Origin of the sequence: Mucilaginibacter mali (genome assembly GCF_013283875.1) — a bacterium.
GTDB classification, from domain to species: Bacteria; Bacteroidota; Bacteroidia; order Sphingobacteriales; family Sphingobacteriaceae; genus Mucilaginibacter; species Mucilaginibacter mali.
Map to the genome: position 1 here is coordinate 1,180,437 of NZ_CP054139.1, position 16,295 is coordinate 1,196,731.

A 16,295-nucleotide genomic window follows, 5' to 3' on the forward strand; every position below is an offset into this window, starting at 1 on the left:
CACAGACTACGTAGCCGACTCATTTTTTAGGCTATTTGCCTTGCCTTAATGGCCGTTGTTGGTGGCACACCAACAACATGCGCAATGTGCGTACCGTCTTTTTAGATTGTTATAGCCTTTAAATGATATTCTTTACCTGAGTTTTACGCCAATGTCATATAAATGACGTAAACATTTCTTTGCATAATCCACTTAAGCCCCTCTACATTTGTGTTATGGAAAAAAATATACTTGGCGAAAAAATAAAAGACCTGCGCATAGGAAAAGGCTATTCACAGGATCATCTGTCTAACCTTGCGCAATTAAGCCTGCGCACCGTACAGCGTATAGAAAACGGGGAAACCGAAGCCCGCGGCGACACTTTAAACCGACTGGCGAAGGCATTGGAAGTGAGCATAGACGAACTGATGGGCATAAAGCTAAGTACCGGTAATAACAATGGTTATTTAGCGCTTATCAATATATCCGGCCTTGCCTGCATGTTCGTGTCGTTCCCGTTGCTTGGTATATTGCTCCCGGTGATATTACGGTTGGCAAAAAAAGGCAAGATAGCCGATATTGACGACCAGGTGAAAACGATCATCAACTTCCAGATCACATGGACATTGCTCGGCTTGGGTGTGTTTATGCTGCTGATGATGAATATAGCGTTTTTTCACGTACCCATATTTCACGGCCTGGGCGGCTTAGGTGCGGCTGAAGTAATGCTGCTCATTCCAATTCTTATTTTTATTACTAATGCCGTGCAGGTATTAATAAATGCCGCGAGGATATGGATGCACAAAGAGGTAAAGTATTGGCCGGTGATCAGGTTCATCAAATAACGTCAGGCTATCCACCAGTCAATCACCAAATTCAATTCCAGTTTAGCGCGCGTAATGGCGGTATACCACCATTTGCACAGTTCGTCGCTGTCCATGCCGTACATGCTTTTATCCAGAAAAAGGAACACATCCGTCCACTCGCCGCCCTGGGCCTTGTGGCAGGTAACGCCGTAACCATAACTGGCGCGGATGCAGTTCAGGTAGTCGTCTTCTTTCCATTTGCGTTTATACTCCGCACTGTTGACTTTGATATCTTTAGCATTCATACGGGTATTAAAATCAATCATCAGCGTTTTCTGCTGATCGGTATCCAGTGCGCCCTTCTCGCTGTTTAATGCGTCAAGAGACAATATGGTATCATATTCAATATCCGATGCCAATGCTTTTACCCGGATGTTCTGGAAACACAGATCGAAACGACTGCTAATCTGCCCTAAGGATACCACGCTGACAAAATCGCCGTTGGTGAGGGGTACTTTGTAATTGTTTTGCGTTACCAGTAACACATCGCCGGTGCGTAAAGGCGTATACTGGCTGCCGAACAGGTCGCGGCGCATGGCTTTGTTAATATGCTGCACCATTTTATTGCTGCGGGCAATAGCCAATGCCTTGTTGGGCCCGTTTTTTCGATACTTTTCAGAATACACCTTAAACATATCCCTTACCGAGCCGTGCAGCTTAACATTATTAAGCCCGGCTGCCGGAAGCTTAATAAAACGGTTAGCGCTATATTGACCGCCCATCATTCTAACAGAACTGGCCAGTTTCAACACATCGTTACCAGCATCGGTACGTTCAATTTTTTGCAGGGTGAATGATATGGCAATCCGGTCTTTTTTTGCCAGCCAGTCCATATCCAGCGCCGGACTTAACTTTTGCCCGACAGGTGGCAGCTGACTTGGGTCGCCCACAAAAATGATCTTGTTTTTATCCGCTACCTTAAAAAGGTCGTCGAGCAATACGCCTGAACCGAAACTGGCAAAGTGATCGTCCTTATCGCTATGCTCGCCCGACATCATCGAGGCTTCATCAACAATATACAGGATCTTGTTTTCATCGGGTACGCGCAACAAAAATTGCATGCTCATCTGCCCGCTTTTGTCAATGCCGCCATCTTTGGCTATGGCGTTTTCCAGTCCATCTACTTTACTAAAATTATAGATCTCGCTGTGGACGGTCTTAGTATCGAAGCCTGTTTTACCTCTTAGCACTGATGCCGCCCTGCCCGTAGCCGCCAGCATCCTGAAGTCGTGCTTTTCTTCTTCCAGCCATTTGCCCAAATGCTGCATCAGGAAGGTTTTACCGGTACCGGCATATCCTTTCAATACAAAGGTATTAGCAGTTGGATGCTCCAAAAATTTCTTAATGGCCTTAAACGCCTGGGCTTGTTCGGTATTTAAGGTTGGAGTAGCGGACATTTTCGGTGCGATTGATTGTTGCCCGAAAATTAGAGAGAAGGTTTGAGAATAACAAGGATTTTGCTAAAATATTTAGTAATATGCGGATTGAGACAGCGGACACACCAGTTTAACTCAGCGATGTAGTACACAGTATTGTTTTGTTTTGTATTTGTGGTAGCATGCTGCAATATTAAGCAGACCTGAGGCATACAAAGCGATGAGCTTCTGTTAAGACTTTTCCTTCAGCGCTGATTCAGTTGATGCAGCAATCCGTATTTCACCAGTGCTCTTAACCTGTACAAAGCCTATAATATCCCAATCTTTATTGTTAAAGTTATTCGGTAGCGCTATTTCGGCGCTACCTGCATTGTTTTTAAGAACGATGCTTTCCAGCCTTTGCACAATATTTATGTGCGACAGCATCCGGCCGTTGTTTTCACCTGCTTTTACTTGTGTTTGAGCATACTTTTTTATTACGGCCAGCATAAGGTTGCTACCACCCGGCGTGCCGCTAACGTGATACTGTAAAATAGCTTTACTGCCGTTTATTTTCAGATTGCTCAATTCTAAACGTGCAGGCGCAGCCTTTGCCAATGCTTGTTTAATGGCGGTGTTCATCTTTGCTTCATCCGAACCCACAAATTCGGTTTGCCCGTTTACAATGGCCTGGGGCGTGTAAACACCATCAAGCTTTAAATAGCTGGAATAAGTGCGCTGTCTTTCGGAGTATAGCGGATTGCTGAATACATCTTTCCAGCCCAGGCGGTTCCAGTAATCTACATGGTATGCCAAAACATATACCTCCTTGTCTTTATATTCCTTTGTTATTTTGGCCAGCAGTTTATCGGCCGGCGGGCAGCTTGAGCAGCCTTCCGATGTGTATAATTCAACCAGGGCGAAACCCTCACCGTTGCCCTGTTTTATGCGGGCCCCATACTTACCAGTGGAGGCAACGCCAATTCCTGTAACCAAAAGCAGTGCCGCTAATATGCCATATAAGTTTCTCATATCTGTATACTTTGCCGTTTTTGTAATGTTTACCGTTTTGTCGTTGAAGGCAATGATCCCTTACAACTAATTTACGATTTTATTTGACAGGCGGGTTTCTATCAAATCGTCATAGCCACGTTGCGCTCGCTATGACGATGGGCGTATAAGCATTAAAAAAGCCCTGTGCAGTTTTAAAACTGTGCAGGGCTTTTATGTTCCTCCCTCTTTAGGGGACGCCTTATACCAAATATTCAAACAAGGTAGGATCCTCGTTCAGTACCTTAATACCGAAACGATGCGCATGCATGCGCTGTAGCAAACCCTTATAATCATCGGCCGATTTTAGCTCGATACCTACCAGGGCCGGGCCGCTTTCGCGCTCGGTTTTTTTGATGAACTCGAAACGGGTGATATCATCGGTTGGGCTTAAAACACTGTTTACAAACAGTTTCAACGCGCCCGGGCGTTGCGGGAAGGTGATGATGAAGTAGTGCTTCAAACCTTCGTACAGCAGCGATTTCTCTTTTATTTCCTGCATTCGGTCGATATCGTTATTACCGCCGCTGATGATGCAAACCACCTTTTTACCTTTTATGCGGTCTTTATAAACATCAAGCGCGGCTACCGACAGGGCGCCAGCTGGTTCTACCACAATGGCATCCTCGTTATATAATTTCAGGATGGATGTACACACCTTGCCCTCGGGCACCAGCTGCATATCATCCAGTAGTTTACTGCCGATCTCGTAGGTCAATTGCCCAATACGTTTTACGGCTGCGCCATCCACAAAACGGTTGATCTTATCTAAAGTTACCGGCTGGCCCATGCGCATAGCCTCCACCATTGATGGCGCGCCCTCCGGCTCTACACCCAGCACAAGTATGTTGGGGTTCTGCTGTTTCAGATAGCTGCCTGTACCGGCGGCCAATCCACCACCACCGACGGGTACGATCACGGCCTCAACATCAGGCAGGTCCTGCATGATCTCCACACCAACGGTTCCCTGTCCACTGATGACGCGGTAGTCATCAAAAGGAGGGATGAAGGTCATCCCGTGGGCCTCGGTATAGGCCAGTGCCTCGCGCAGGCAATCGTCAAAGGTATCGCCCGTAAGCACGATCTGGATATTGCCGTTGCCAAACATTTCGGTTTGTTTCACCTTTTGCTTGGGTGTGATCTCGGGCATAAATATCACACCCTTAATGCCCAATTTTTTGCAAGAATAAGCCACACCCTGCGCATGGTTGCCTGCGCTGGCGCAAACCACGCCGTTGGTAAGCTTATCGGCGCCAAGCTGACTGATCATATTATAAGCGCCACGCAATTTGTACGAACGCACAATTTGCAGGTCTTCGCGCTTCAGGTAGATCTCGCAGCCGTAGCGTTCAGATAAACGTTGGTTATATTGCAGCGGGGTGCGGTTTACCACATCCTTCAGGCGTTGGTAAGCTGATTCAAAATCCAGCTGTACTTTAGTTTCCGTCTCCATTTATTATTGTTTCACCAAACGATGCACCATCAGCCCTTGCAGATCGGCATCGTCTATATCCAGCTTGCTATCGGCAAGCGTTAAAAAGTTCTTATAGGTCTCGTTCAATTCGTCCTTATCCAGCTTAAAGCCCAAACGCTCCAGGTGGAATTTCAGCGCGTGACGGCCACTGCGGGCGGTCAACACAATGCTGGCGCTCGGGAAGCCTACATCCTCAGGGCGCAGGATCTCGTAATTCTCACGGTTCTTCAAAAAGCCATCCTGGTGTATGCCTGAGCTATGGGCAAAAGCATTGCTGCCCACAATGGCCTTGTTAGGCTGCACCGGCATACGCATTTGTTGGCTTACCATGCGGCTCAGCTCGTAAAAATTCTTCGCGTTGATCTGGGTATGCAATCCCAAAACTTTGTGGGTCTTCAAGATCATCACCACTTCCTCTATCGAAGTATTACCGGCGCGCTCGCCTATACCGTTAATAGTACCTTCGATCTGGCGGGCACCGTTCTGCAAACCGGCGATAGAGTTGGCGGTAGCCAAGCCCAGGTCATTATGGCAGTGTACCGAAATGATAGCCTTGTCGATATTCTTAACGTTCTCTTTCAGGTATTTTATCTTTTCGCCGTACTGGTCGGGCAGGCAATAGCCGTTGGTATCGGGGATATTAACCACGGTAGCACCGGCAGCGATAACCGCCTCTACCATTTGCGCCAGGAAAACCACATCGGCACGGCCGGCATCCTCGGCATAAAACTCAATATCCTCGACCGACTTTTTAGCGTATTTAACTGCCTCAACGCCACGCTCCAATATCTCTTCGCGGGTGCTGTTAAATTTGTGTTTGATATGCTGATCTGACGAACCGATACCCGTATGGATACGCGGATGTTTAGCGTATTTCAACGATTCGACAGCTACGTCGATATCCATTTTATTGGCGCGGGTTAGGGCGCAAACCGTTGGTTCTTTTACGGCTTTTGATATTTCTACCACGCTCATAAAATCGCCCGGGCTAGATACCGGGAAACCTGCTTCAATAATATCTACACCCAGCGCTTCCAGCTCGCGGGCTATCTCTATCTTTTCGGGGGTTGTCAACTGGCAGCCCGGCACCTGCTCGCCATCGCGAAGCGTGGTGTCAAATACATAAACGCGGTTGGGATCGTGTAACATTTCTTTTTAGATTTAAGATGTTCAGATTCAAGAGTCAAGACACTTTACTGTCTCTCACTTATCTCCTGCATCCGTGGGTTTGTATTGTTTTTTATCTAATTAATTAGTCTTTACTCTCAATTCTTGGCTCTTGATTCTTTGCTCTTAATTCTCTTTCACAGCGATGAAACGCAATCTTTTATAATCGGCATACCATTCGCCGTTCTTGTTGTAATCGGGTTCAAGTATGTAGGTAATTTCTTCCAGTATCGGTTTTAGTTCCGTTTCCGGGATATCCTTAAAGAACGTAGAACCGAACATTTGCAGCCATTTGGCCACACCGGCACGGCCATCCTGCAGCAGGGTAGGCCTGTCAAAATGCGCCATGAATGTCACCCTGAAACCGGCTGCTTCCAACTTACCGGCATATTCGGCCGTTGATGGAAAATACCAGGGATTATTAGCCTGATTAGCGCCGTAGCCGTATTTGTTCAGCACTGTTATTGTTGCAGCTACTATCTGATCCATATTGCCCTTGCCGCCCATTTCGGCCACAAAACGACCGCCGGGTTTTAGGCTTTTGTAAACGTTTTTGGTCAGCGCGTCGGCATCCTTTATCCAATGCAGGGTAGCATTGCTGAAAACGGCATCGAAAGGTTCATCAAAATGATACGATGTACCATCAGCCACCTCAAAATCAACCTCAGGGTAAGTTGCCTTTGCTTTCGCTACCATTTCGGGCGATGCATCGGCGCCGATAACCTCGGCACCCTGCGCTTTGATCTGGCTGGCCAGGTAACCCGTACCGCAGCCCAGGTCGAGCACACGCTCGCCCGGTTTTACATCAAGTAATTCCAGCACATTCTCGCCGTATTGAAATACGAAGGAATGTTTTGAATCATATAGTTCTGCGTTCCATTTCATCTTTTCACAAGCTTAAAGTTGAAAGCACAAGGCTTAAAGCTTTTCTTTATCGTTTTTAAAATTCTGCTTTCGGCTTTGTGCCTTAAGCTTTCAGCTTACAAATACTCCAACACCTTTTGCCCCATGGCGGTGGTGCCTAATATTTTGGCTTTATCGGTATTGGCATCGGCAATATCGCCGGTGCGGTAACCTGCTTTCAGTACTTTATCAATAGCTTCGGTAACTTGCTTAGCTTCTTCTTTCAGGCCGAAGCTGATCTCGAGCATCAGGGCGACCGATAGGATAGAGGCCAGCGGATTGGCTTTGTCCTGCCCGGCAATGTCATGCGCCGAACCGTGGATAGGCTCGAAGAAGCCTGTACCATCGCCTACCGATGCTGATGCCAGCATACCCATCGAACCAGCTATTTGCGATGCCTCGTCGGTAAGGATATCGCCGAACAGGTTGGCGGTCAGCACCACATCGAACTTTTTAGGGTTCTTTACCAATTGCATAGCGGCATTATCAATAAACATGTGTTCGGTCTCTACATCAGGGTATTGCGTGGCCAGTTCCTGTACTACTTCACGCCATAGGCGCGATGCTTCCAGTACGTTAGCCTTATCTACCGAACACAGGCGTTTGCCGCGTACACGGGCAGCCTCGTAAGCCTTGCGGGCAATACGTTCTACCTCGTAACGGTGATAGATCATCAGGTCGGATGCGGTATTGCGGTCTTCGCTACGTTTCTTCTCACCGAAGTAAACGTCGCCGGTCAGCTCGCGGAAGAACAGGATATCGGTACCTTTCAGCACCTCAGGCTTCAGGCTCGATGCATCCAGCAACTCGTCGAACAACATGATAGGGCGCAGGTTAGCATACAGGCCAAGTTCCTTACGGATCTTCAGCAGGCCCTGCTCCGGGCGTACCTTAGCCGATGGGTCGTTATCGTATTTGATGTGACCGATAGCGCCGAACAGGATCGCATCGCTGGCTTTGGCTTTTTCCAAAGTCTCATCGGGCAGGGGACTGCCGGTAGCTTCTATACCCGCGTGGCCCATCAGGGCTTCGTCGTAAGTGAAATCGTGACCGAATTTTTCGGCTATTTTTTCCAGTACGGCCTTACCCCAGGTGGTAACCTCGGGACCGATGCCATCGCCTGGTATTACTAATATGTGTTTTTGCATGATCTATAACCCCCCAGCCCCCTAAAGGGGGAGTTTATTTTTGTTTTTTAATATTTAGTTATTTCATTCCCACCTCCCAACTCCCCCTTTAGGGGGCCGGGGGGTATTCCTATTCCCCCTTTAGGGGGTTAGGGGGCTTCTTCGTATTCTACTATCAGGCCCTTATTGCTCAGTATATAATCAATATCATCGTACCCGTTGATCAGGCAGGCCTTTTTATAGGCGTTGATCTCGAAACTTTCCTGTTCGCCGGTGGCAGATATTCTGATGAACTGGTTCTCCAGGTCTATCTCTACCTGCGCGGTATGATCGGCCTCTACAGCGGCAAAAAGTTTAGCCAAAAACTCGTCGCTTACCTGTACCGGTAGCAGGCCGTTGTTCAGCGCGTTGCCTTTGAAAATATCGGCAAAGAAGCTGCTTACTACGGCATCAAAGCCGTAATCGGCAATGGCCCAGGCGGCATGCTCGCGGCTGCTGCCGCAACCAAAGTTCTTAGCGCCCAGTAAAATCTTGCCCGAATAAAGCGGGTTGTTCAGCACGAAATCGGTTTTAGGCTGATCGTTCTCGTCAAAGCGCCAATCGCGGAACAGGTTGTTGCCAAAGCCCTCGCGGGTAGTGGCTTTCAAAAAGCGCGCAGGAATGATCTGGTCAGTATCGATGTTCTCGATATTGACCGGCACTACGGTGCTTTGTATGTGTTTGAAAATTTTTGTCATCTGAATCAGAATTTTCAGAATTTTAGGATTTTCAGGATCCTTTAATTCTAATTATTGTTAATCTTTATATTGTATTTCGGATTAAATATCAGTTTGTATTGTAGGCTTTGACTTCCGAAGTTTATTAACAGTCCAATCGGAAAATCATATGCAATCGTGTAGTTCTTTGCTTGTGCTAAATGGACATCTTCCAAATTAATAATCGCTTTTAATTCTACCGATAATCTGCCTTCAACAACAAAATCTGCTCTTCTTGTGCCAACTTCTATTCCGTTATAAAATATTGTATGCTCTTGTTCTCGAACAAAACTTACGCCTGCCTCCGCCAGTTCAATTGCTAAACACCTTTGATAAATAACTTCCTGAAAGCCGTTACCTAACGTGTTGTGCACTTTCATAGCGCAGCCGATTATTTTATATGTAAGTTCATCTCGTTGCATCTTGCATATAATATTTTGTAAATTCTATAATTCTGCAAATTCTGATTCAGACAGAAATTCGCGGATATCAGTTACTACACCAGTAATTGCCGATGCAGCCGCAGTAAGCGGACTCGCAAGGAAAGTCCTTGAATTCGGCCCCTGGCGCCCCTCGAAGTTGCGGTTAGATGTAGATACGCAATATTTACCTGCTGGTATCTTATCCTCGTTCATACCTAAGCAGGCGCTACAGCCTGGCTCCCGCAGTGGGAAACCGGCGGCTTCAAACACCTTATCCAAACCTTCGCGGATAGCTTGTTCCTGAACTTGTTTCGATCCGGGGACAACCCAAACGGTCACGTTATCGGCCTTGTGTTTGCCTTTTACAAATTCGGCTACCTGGCGCAGGTCTTCAATGCGCGAGTTGGTGCAACTGCCTATAAAAACATAATCAACAGGTTTGCCTAAAAGCGGTTCGGCATCGTGAATGCCCATGTAGTTAAGGGCTTTGGTGTACGATGGCTGTTCGGCTTTCTCGATATCGGCAGTAGCCGGTACGTTCTGCGTAACGCCAATACCCATACCGGGGTTGGTACCATAGGTGATCATCGGCTCTATATCGGCCGCATCAAAACTTAGTACGCTGTCAAACTGCGCGTCCTCGTCGCTATATAATGTTTGCCAGTAAGCTACGGCTTTGTCCCAATCTTCGCCTTTAGGGGCAAATTCGCGGCCTTTTACGTAGTTAATGGTGGTTTCGTCCGGTGCTATCAAACCGCAACGGGCACCCATTTCGATGCTCATGTTGCAGATGGTCATACGGCCTTCCATGCTCAGCGAGCGGATGGTATCGCCGGCGTATTCAACGGCATAGCCGGTACCGCCCGCGGCCGATATCTTAGAGATGATATACAGGATGATATCCTTGGCGCCTACACCTTTTTGCAGTTTACCGTTCACCTCTATCTTCATGCGCTTAGGGCGCGATTGCAGTAAACACTGGGTAGCCAATACCTGCTCTACCTGCGATGTGCCGATACCGAACGCGATAGCGCCGAAAGCACCGTGGGTAGAAGTATGGCTATCGCCGCACACATAAGTGCCACCCGGGCGGGTAATGCCCAGTTCGGGGCCAATTACGTGTACAATGCCCTGGAAAGGGTGGCCCAGGCCGTAAAGTTCAATGCCAAATTCCGCGCAATTTTTGGTCAGCATATCTACCTGGTAACGCGAAAGCGCCTCCTTAATGGGCAGGTGCTGGTCCCAGGTAGGCACGTTATGATCGGCCGTTGCTACGGTTTGTTTTGGCCTGAAAACAGGTAATCCACGTGTACGCAGCCCATCAAATGCCTGTGGACTGGTAACCTCGTGGATGAAGTGTGTGTCGATATACAATATGTCCGGGAAGCCCTCCGCGCTGCTGACGACATGCGCATCCCAGATCTTATCAAATAATGTTTGTCCCATTGTTATTTGGTTGTTTAGGGCCTCACCCCAACCCCTCTCCAGGGGAGAGGGGCTTAGTGAGACGTTTTATTTTTAAAGTCCTCTCCTTTGGAGAGGATTTAGGTGAGGCTTTTGGCCTGTCCCCTTTGTTCCCCCTTCAGGGGGTTAGGGGGCTTACGCTTCTACAGCCTGGTTCTCAGGGCGTAAGCTGCGTACAGTTTTACCGGCTTGCCATAATTCGCTGTCGCGTAATTCTTTAAGTTCGGCATCCAGTTTCTCGCGGTAATCTGGCTGGCTGTTAGAGTCAATTGATCTTTGCGATTCAAAACCGGTAGCAACGCTTTTGTACAGGTCTTCAAATACCGGTTTGGTAGCGTCACGGAATTTTTTCCACCAATCTAAAGCACCACGCTGAGCGGTGGTAGAGCAGTTGGCATACATCCAATCCATACCGTTCTCGGCAACCAATGGCATTAACGATTGGGTCAGTTCCTCAACAGTTTCGTTGAATGCTTCAGACGGGGTGTGGCCATTGGCGCGCAATACTTCGTACTGTGCAGCGAAGATACCCTGGATACAACCCATCAATGTACCACGCTCGCCGGTCAAGTCGCTGTATACTTCTTTTTTGAAGTTGGTTTCGAAAAGGTAACCGCTGCCTACGGCGATACCTAAAGCGATAACACGCTCGAAAGCATTACCGGTAGCATCCTGGAAGATAGCGTAGCTTGAGTTCAACCCACGGCCCTGCAGGAACATACGACGTAGTGAAGTGCCAGAACCTTTAGGTGCAACCAGGAACACGTCAACATCGGCAGGCGGAACGATGCCGGTCTGCTCGTTAAAAGTGATACCGAAGCCATGCGAGAAATAAAGGGCTTTGCCCGGGGTTAAGTGTTTTTTAACAGTTGGCCATAAGGCGATCTGGGCGGCATCGCTCAGCAGGTAGCAGATAATGGTACCGCGCTCTAAAGCTTCTTCTATCTCAAAAAGGGTCTCGCCGGGAACGAAGCCATCAGCAATAGCTTTATCCCAGGTTTTTGAGTTTTTACGCTGACCAACAATAACGTTAATACCGTTATCTTTTTGGTTAAGCGCCTGGCCCGGACCTTGAACACCGTAACCGATAACCGCTACAGTTTCATTTTTCAGTACGTCCTGTGCTTTTGATAGCGGGAACTCTTCGCGGGTCACTACATTTTCTTCAGTACCGCCGAAATTTAATTTTGCCATGATCTTTTGTTTTTTGTGATCTCACCGATTGATCTGTGAGATCACCGATTGTGTTGTTTTATGTTGTTGTTCTTTAATTACTTGTTATACTTATTGTCATTGCGAGGAGCGTAGCGACGTGGCAATCTCATAGGCAGATCCTCGTTGCATGTCCTCTGAGATTGCCGCGCTATCGCTCGCAATGACAAATTGTTGTGTTACATCGAAAACACCTTTTGCCCCTGGTTCAAATACTCATTTTCTATCACATCTTCACCCGGTTCTAACCTTTCAAACTCGCGCAGTTTGGCGTTGAAGCCTTCACTATCTTTGATGATGGCAACGCGGGCACTGCGAACAAATTCGATCAGTCCATAAGGTTGAAGGATTTTGATCAGCGCATCGGTTTCTTCCCGGTGGCCGGTGGTTTCAAATACGGTATAATCTTTACGGATCACTACCGCGCGGGCGCCGTTCTCGCGCAGTAAACGCTCAACGCTTACCTGCTCGGCAATTACATCGGTAGATACTTTGTAAAGGGCCAGTTCCTGCCAAATTACATCGGCATTGGTATGATAGTATACTTTCAGCACCTCTACCTGTTTTTCTATCTGGCGGCAAAGTTTGCGCACCACGTCCTCGTGCTCGGTGATCACGATATTGAAACGGTGAATTTTATCTATCTCCGACGGAGAAGTATTCAGGCTGTCGATATTGATCTTGCGGCGGGTAAATATAATGGCAATACGGTTTAGCAAACCGATCTGGTTCTCTGTATATACCGTAATGTTAAATTCCTGTTTCACCTCACTCCGGCCCTCTCCAGAGGAGAGGGAGTCATTTGTGTTTTTGTTATTTTGATCGCTCATGATTATATTTTTTAAGCCTCCCCTTTGGGGAGGTTTGGAGGGGTGTTTACTTCAACCTTATCTCGCTTACACTGCAACCTTGCGGCACCATCGGGAATACATTATTCTCTTTGGTCACCATTACTTCCAGCAGATATGATCCTTTGTGGTCCAGCATCTCTTTCAGTGCGCCTTGCAGGTCGGCACGTTCCGAGATGCATTTACCATCGATACCGTAACCTTTGGCCACCATCACAAAATCGGGGCTTTGGATATCCACGAACGAGTAACGGCGTTCGTTAAACAACTCCTGCCACTGACGTACCATACCCAGGAAACGGTTATTCAGGATCAATATCTTCACATCAATGCCCGATTGCATAATGGTACCCATTTCCTGCAGGGTCATCTGGAAACCGCCATCGCCAATTACGGCAACCACGGTACGCTCCTGCGCACCAAATTTTGCACCTATGGCGGCAGGAAGGGCAAAGCCCATGGTACCTAAGCCACCACTGGTAACGTTGCTGCGGGTTTTGTTTAGCTGCGCGTAACGGCAGGCCACCATTTGGTGCTGGCCCACGTCGGTAACAATTACCGCTTCGCCTTTGGTAAGCTCGTTCAGTTGTTTGATCACCTCGCCCATGGTCATTTCGCCGGTGCCTGGATTCAGTTCTTTTTCAATTACGGCTTCCACTTCCTGGCGGGTATATTCGGCAAATTTTTGCACCCATGCCGAGTGATCGTTGCTTTGGATAAGCGCGGTCAACAGGGGCAGGGTCTCTTTGCAATCGCCCCAAACGGGTACGGTCGATTTTACGTTCTTATCTATCTCGGCCGGGTCGATGTCTAAATGCACCACCTTAGCCTGCTTGGCGTATTTATCAAGGCGACCGGTAACACGGTCGTCAAAACGCATCCCGATGGCAATCAGCACATCGCAATCGTTAGTTAAAACGTTAGGGCCGTAGTTACCGTGCATACCCAGCATACCAACGTTCAGCGGATGGTCGCTTGGGATAGCGCCTGCACCCAAAACGGTCCATGCCGCTGGGATACCGCTTTTCTCAACAAAAGCTTTAAACTCCTGCTCGGCATTGCCCAGTATCACACCCTGACCAAACAGGATGAAAGGTTTTTTAGCGCTGTTGATCAGTTCGGCTGCCTGTTGAATATACTCGGGCCTTACAATTGGTTTTGGCCTGTAGCTGCGGATATGGTTGCAGGGGGTATAGCCTTTAAACTCAAATTTCTGTATCTGCGCGTTTTTGGTAATATCGATCAGTACTGGTCCCGGGCGACCGCTGCGGGCAATGTAAAATGCCTTGGCAATAACTTCGGGTATCTCGTTAGCGTCGGTTACCTGGTAGTTCCATTTGGTTACCGGGGTAGTGATGTTAATTACGTCTGTCTCTTGGAAGGCATCGGTACCCAACAGGTGGGCAAACACCTGGCCGGTGATACAAACCAATGGGGTGCTATCTATCTGCGCATCGGCCAAACCGGTAACCAAATTGGTAGCGCCGGGACCGCTGGTAGCAAATACCACACCCACTTTGCCCGATGTGCGGGCGTAGCCCTGGCCGGCGTGGATGCCGCCCTGTTCGTGGCGTACAAGTATGTGGTTCAGTTTTTCCTTGTAATCGAACAAGGCATCGTATATAGGCATTATGGCACCGCCGGGGTAGCCAAAAATGGTATCCACACCTTCAACTATCAGCGCTTCCAGTAAAGCTACCGATCCTGAAACTTCTACAGTTGGTACTGTCGCAGACGGTTCTGCTATTTCACTTATCTCGGGTGCGATCGTTTGTGTTTCCATTTTGTTATATTTTATTTCACCGGTCCCCCGGTGCTGTTATTATCATTTCTTCATTTGCACATCTGCATATTCACGCATCTGCACATTTACTACTCCATCTCATCCGTCACACAGCCATCCGCGGCCGAAGCGACAGTTTTAGCATAGCGGTACAGCAAGCCTTTGGTAACCCTTAGCGCCGGTTGCTGATAAGCTGCCCTGCGGGCGGCCATTTCCTCGTCGCTAATTTTAAGGTTAATGATGTTTTTTGTCGCATCTATCTCTATACGGTCCTCATCTTTTACCAGGCCTATGTTACCACCGCGATATGCTTCGGGGGTGATATGGCCTACCACAAAACCGTGGGTGCCACCGCTAAAGCGACCATCGGTGATCAGTGCTACCGAACTGCCTAAACCAGCGCCAAATATGGCCGATGTTGGTTTCAGCATTTCGGGCATACCCGGTGCGCCTACGGGACCCACATTGCGGATCACTACCACATCACCGGCTTTGACTCGGCCGCTCATAATACCATCTATCAGTTCAAATTCACCGTCGAATACGCGGGCAGGGCCTTCAAAACGCTCGCCCTCTTTACCGCTTATTTTGGCTACGCTGCCGCCGGTGGCCAGGTTTCCGTAAAGGATTTGCAGGTGGCCGGTGGCTTTTATCGGCTGCTCTGCCGGGAATATTACTTTCTGGGTATCAAAATCGATCGCTGGGATATCGGCCAGGTTCTCGGCCAGTGTTTTACCGGTAACGGTTAAGCAGCTGCCATCTAACCAGCCCAGTTTAAGCAGGTATTTCATTACGGCTGGTACACCGCCAACCTTGTGCAGGTCTTCCATCATGTATTTGCCGCTTGGCTTCATATCGGCCAGTACCGGGATACGGTTACTTACGGTCTGGAAATCGTCCTGCGTTAATGGTACGCCTATGCTGCGGGCCATGGCTATCAGGTGCAGTACGGCATTGGTAGATCCGCCCATTACCATAATAGTAACAATAGCGTTCTCGAAAGCCGCGCGGGTCATGATATCCGACGGCTTGATGTCTTTCTCTAATAATATCTTAATGGCTTTGCCTGCCGCTAAACATTCGTCCTGTTTTTCCTGGCTTAATGCCGGGTTAGATGACGAGTACGGCAAACTCATACCCAAAGCTTCGATAGCGGCAGCCATGGTATTGGCCGTGTAAATACCTCCGCAGGCACCCGCGCTTGGGCAGGCGTTCTTCACCACGCCCATAAAATCCTCCGGACTGATGGTACCGGCTATCTTTTTACCCAGGGCCTCAAAAGCCGAAACGATGTTCAGGTCTTCGCCTTTCCAATGGCCGGGTTTAATGGTACCGCCATATACCATAATAGATGGACGGTTCAATCGGCCCATGGCTATCAGCGAGCCGGGCATATTTTTATCGCAACCGGGTAGGGCGATGATGCCGTCGTAATATTGTGCACCCACAACCGCCTCTATCGAATCGGCAATTACATCGCGGCTAACCAGCGAGTAGCGCATACCTTCGGTACCGTTGCTCATGCCATCGCTCACACCTATGGTATGGAAGATCAGGCCTACCAGGTCTTCGGCCCAAACGCCTTTTTTCACAATGGCGGCCAAATCGTTAAGGTGCATGTTACAGGTATTACCATCGTAGCCCATACTGGCAATGCCCACCTGCGCTTTTTTCATGTCGTCATCGGTTAAGCCAATGCCGTATAACATGGCCTGCGCGGCCGGCTGGGTTGGGTCTTGCGTTAGTGTCTTGCTGTATTTATTCAGTTCAGTAGCCATGCGGTGTATCGCTCGTTTTTCGGTTCTGTTGACCTGTTGCCGGCCCCTGAAAAATTAAGCTTACGATTGTGCCGTTTTACGCTTAATTGTTGTGCAGGATCGGGTAACAGGT

At 48.4% G+C, this 16,295-nt stretch carries 14 protein-coding genes; 1 reads left to right on the forward strand and 13 read right to left on the reverse strand.

Going from position 1 to position 16,295, the window contains the following annotated elements; genetic code table 11:
• The first annotated feature begins 215 nt into the window (after positions 1 to 215).
• Positions 216 to 824 carry a helix-turn-helix domain-containing protein gene (locus HQ865_RS05125; protein WP_173413853.1) on the forward strand — a complete coding sequence of 203 codons (609 nt, stop codon included), beginning with the start codon at positions 216 to 218 and terminating at the stop codon, positions 822 to 824.
• A 2-nt stretch (positions 825 to 826) separates the two neighbouring features.
• Here the strand turns inward: HQ865_RS05125 and HQ865_RS05130 are convergent, their stop codons facing one another.
• The 13 genes from HQ865_RS05130 to ilvD all read right to left on the reverse strand — a co-directional run bounded on the left by HQ865_RS05130 (position 827) and on the right by ilvD (position 16,183).
• Complete coding sequence (locus HQ865_RS05130) at positions 827 to 2,242, reverse strand: ATP-dependent DNA helicase (RefSeq protein WP_173413854.1); 1,416 nt, start codon at positions 2,240 to 2,242, stop codon at positions 827 to 829.
• A 210-nt stretch (positions 2,243 to 2,452) separates the two neighbouring features.
• Entirely contained in the window at positions 2,453 to 3,232 is a 780-nt protein-coding gene (locus HQ865_RS05135) for a DUF1223 domain-containing protein (RefSeq protein WP_173413855.1), read from the reverse strand.
• A 220-nt stretch (positions 3,233 to 3,452) separates the two neighbouring features.
• Complete coding sequence (ilvA, locus tag HQ865_RS05140) at positions 3,453 to 4,703, reverse strand: threonine ammonia-lyase IlvA (RefSeq protein ID WP_173413856.1); 1,251 nt, start codon at positions 4,701 to 4,703, stop codon at positions 3,453 to 3,455.
• A gap of 3 nt (positions 4,704 to 4,706) precedes the next feature.
• Positions 4,707 to 5,873 carry a 2-isopropylmalate synthase gene (locus HQ865_RS05145; RefSeq protein ID WP_173413857.1) on the reverse strand — a complete coding sequence of 389 codons (1,167 nt, stop codon included), beginning with the start codon at positions 5,871 to 5,873 and terminating at the stop codon, positions 4,707 to 4,709.
• Between the two features lie 144 nt (positions 5,874 to 6,017).
• A complete protein-coding gene (locus tag HQ865_RS05150; protein ID WP_173413858.1) occupies positions 6,018 to 6,776 on the reverse strand; it encodes a class I SAM-dependent methyltransferase in 759 nt (252 codons plus the stop codon).
• Positions 6,777 to 6,871: 95 nt separating this feature from the next.
• Positions 6,872 to 7,942 (reverse strand): 3-isopropylmalate dehydrogenase, encoded by a 1,071-nt coding sequence (leuB, locus tag HQ865_RS05155; protein WP_173413859.1) that lies wholly within the window; start codon positions 7,940 to 7,942, stop codon positions 6,872 to 6,874.
• 128 nt (positions 7,943 to 8,070) lie between these two features.
• Complete coding sequence (gene leuD / locus HQ865_RS05160; protein ID WP_173413860.1) at positions 8,071 to 8,658, reverse strand: 3-isopropylmalate dehydratase small subunit; 588 nt, start codon at positions 8,656 to 8,658, stop codon at positions 8,071 to 8,073.
• A 47-nt stretch (positions 8,659 to 8,705) separates the two neighbouring features.
• Entirely contained in the window at positions 8,706 to 9,056 is a 351-nt protein-coding gene (locus HQ865_RS05165) for a GxxExxY protein (RefSeq protein WP_237073748.1), read from the reverse strand.
• A gap of 66 nt (positions 9,057 to 9,122) precedes the next feature.
• Positions 9,123 to 10,544 (reverse strand): 3-isopropylmalate dehydratase large subunit, encoded by a 1,422-nt coding sequence (gene leuC / locus HQ865_RS05170; RefSeq protein ID WP_173413862.1) that lies wholly within the window; start codon positions 10,542 to 10,544, stop codon positions 9,123 to 9,125.
• Positions 10,545 to 10,697: 153 nt separating this feature from the next.
• Entirely contained in the window at positions 10,698 to 11,756 is a 1,059-nt protein-coding gene (ilvC, locus tag HQ865_RS05175) for a ketol-acid reductoisomerase (RefSeq protein ID WP_173413863.1), read from the reverse strand.
• A 197-nt stretch (positions 11,757 to 11,953) separates the two neighbouring features.
• The gene (gene ilvN / locus HQ865_RS05180; RefSeq protein WP_237073749.1) at positions 11,954 to 12,604 is read right to left on the reverse strand and encodes an acetolactate synthase small subunit; all 651 of its coding nucleotides are present in this window, start codon (positions 12,602 to 12,604) and stop codon (positions 11,954 to 11,956) included.
• A 46-nt stretch (positions 12,605 to 12,650) separates the two neighbouring features.
• Positions 12,651 to 14,405, reverse strand: coding sequence for a biosynthetic-type acetolactate synthase large subunit (gene ilvB / locus HQ865_RS05185; protein WP_173413864.1), 1,755 nt, complete (start codon positions 14,403 to 14,405; stop codon positions 12,651 to 12,653).
• 89 nt (positions 14,406 to 14,494) lie between these two features.
• Positions 14,495 to 16,183: a dihydroxy-acid dehydratase gene (gene ilvD / locus HQ865_RS05190; RefSeq protein ID WP_173413865.1), complete on the reverse strand. Its 1,689-nt coding sequence runs from the start codon at positions 16,181 to 16,183 to the stop codon at positions 14,495 to 14,497.
• Positions 16,184 to 16,295: the final 112 nt, after the last annotated feature.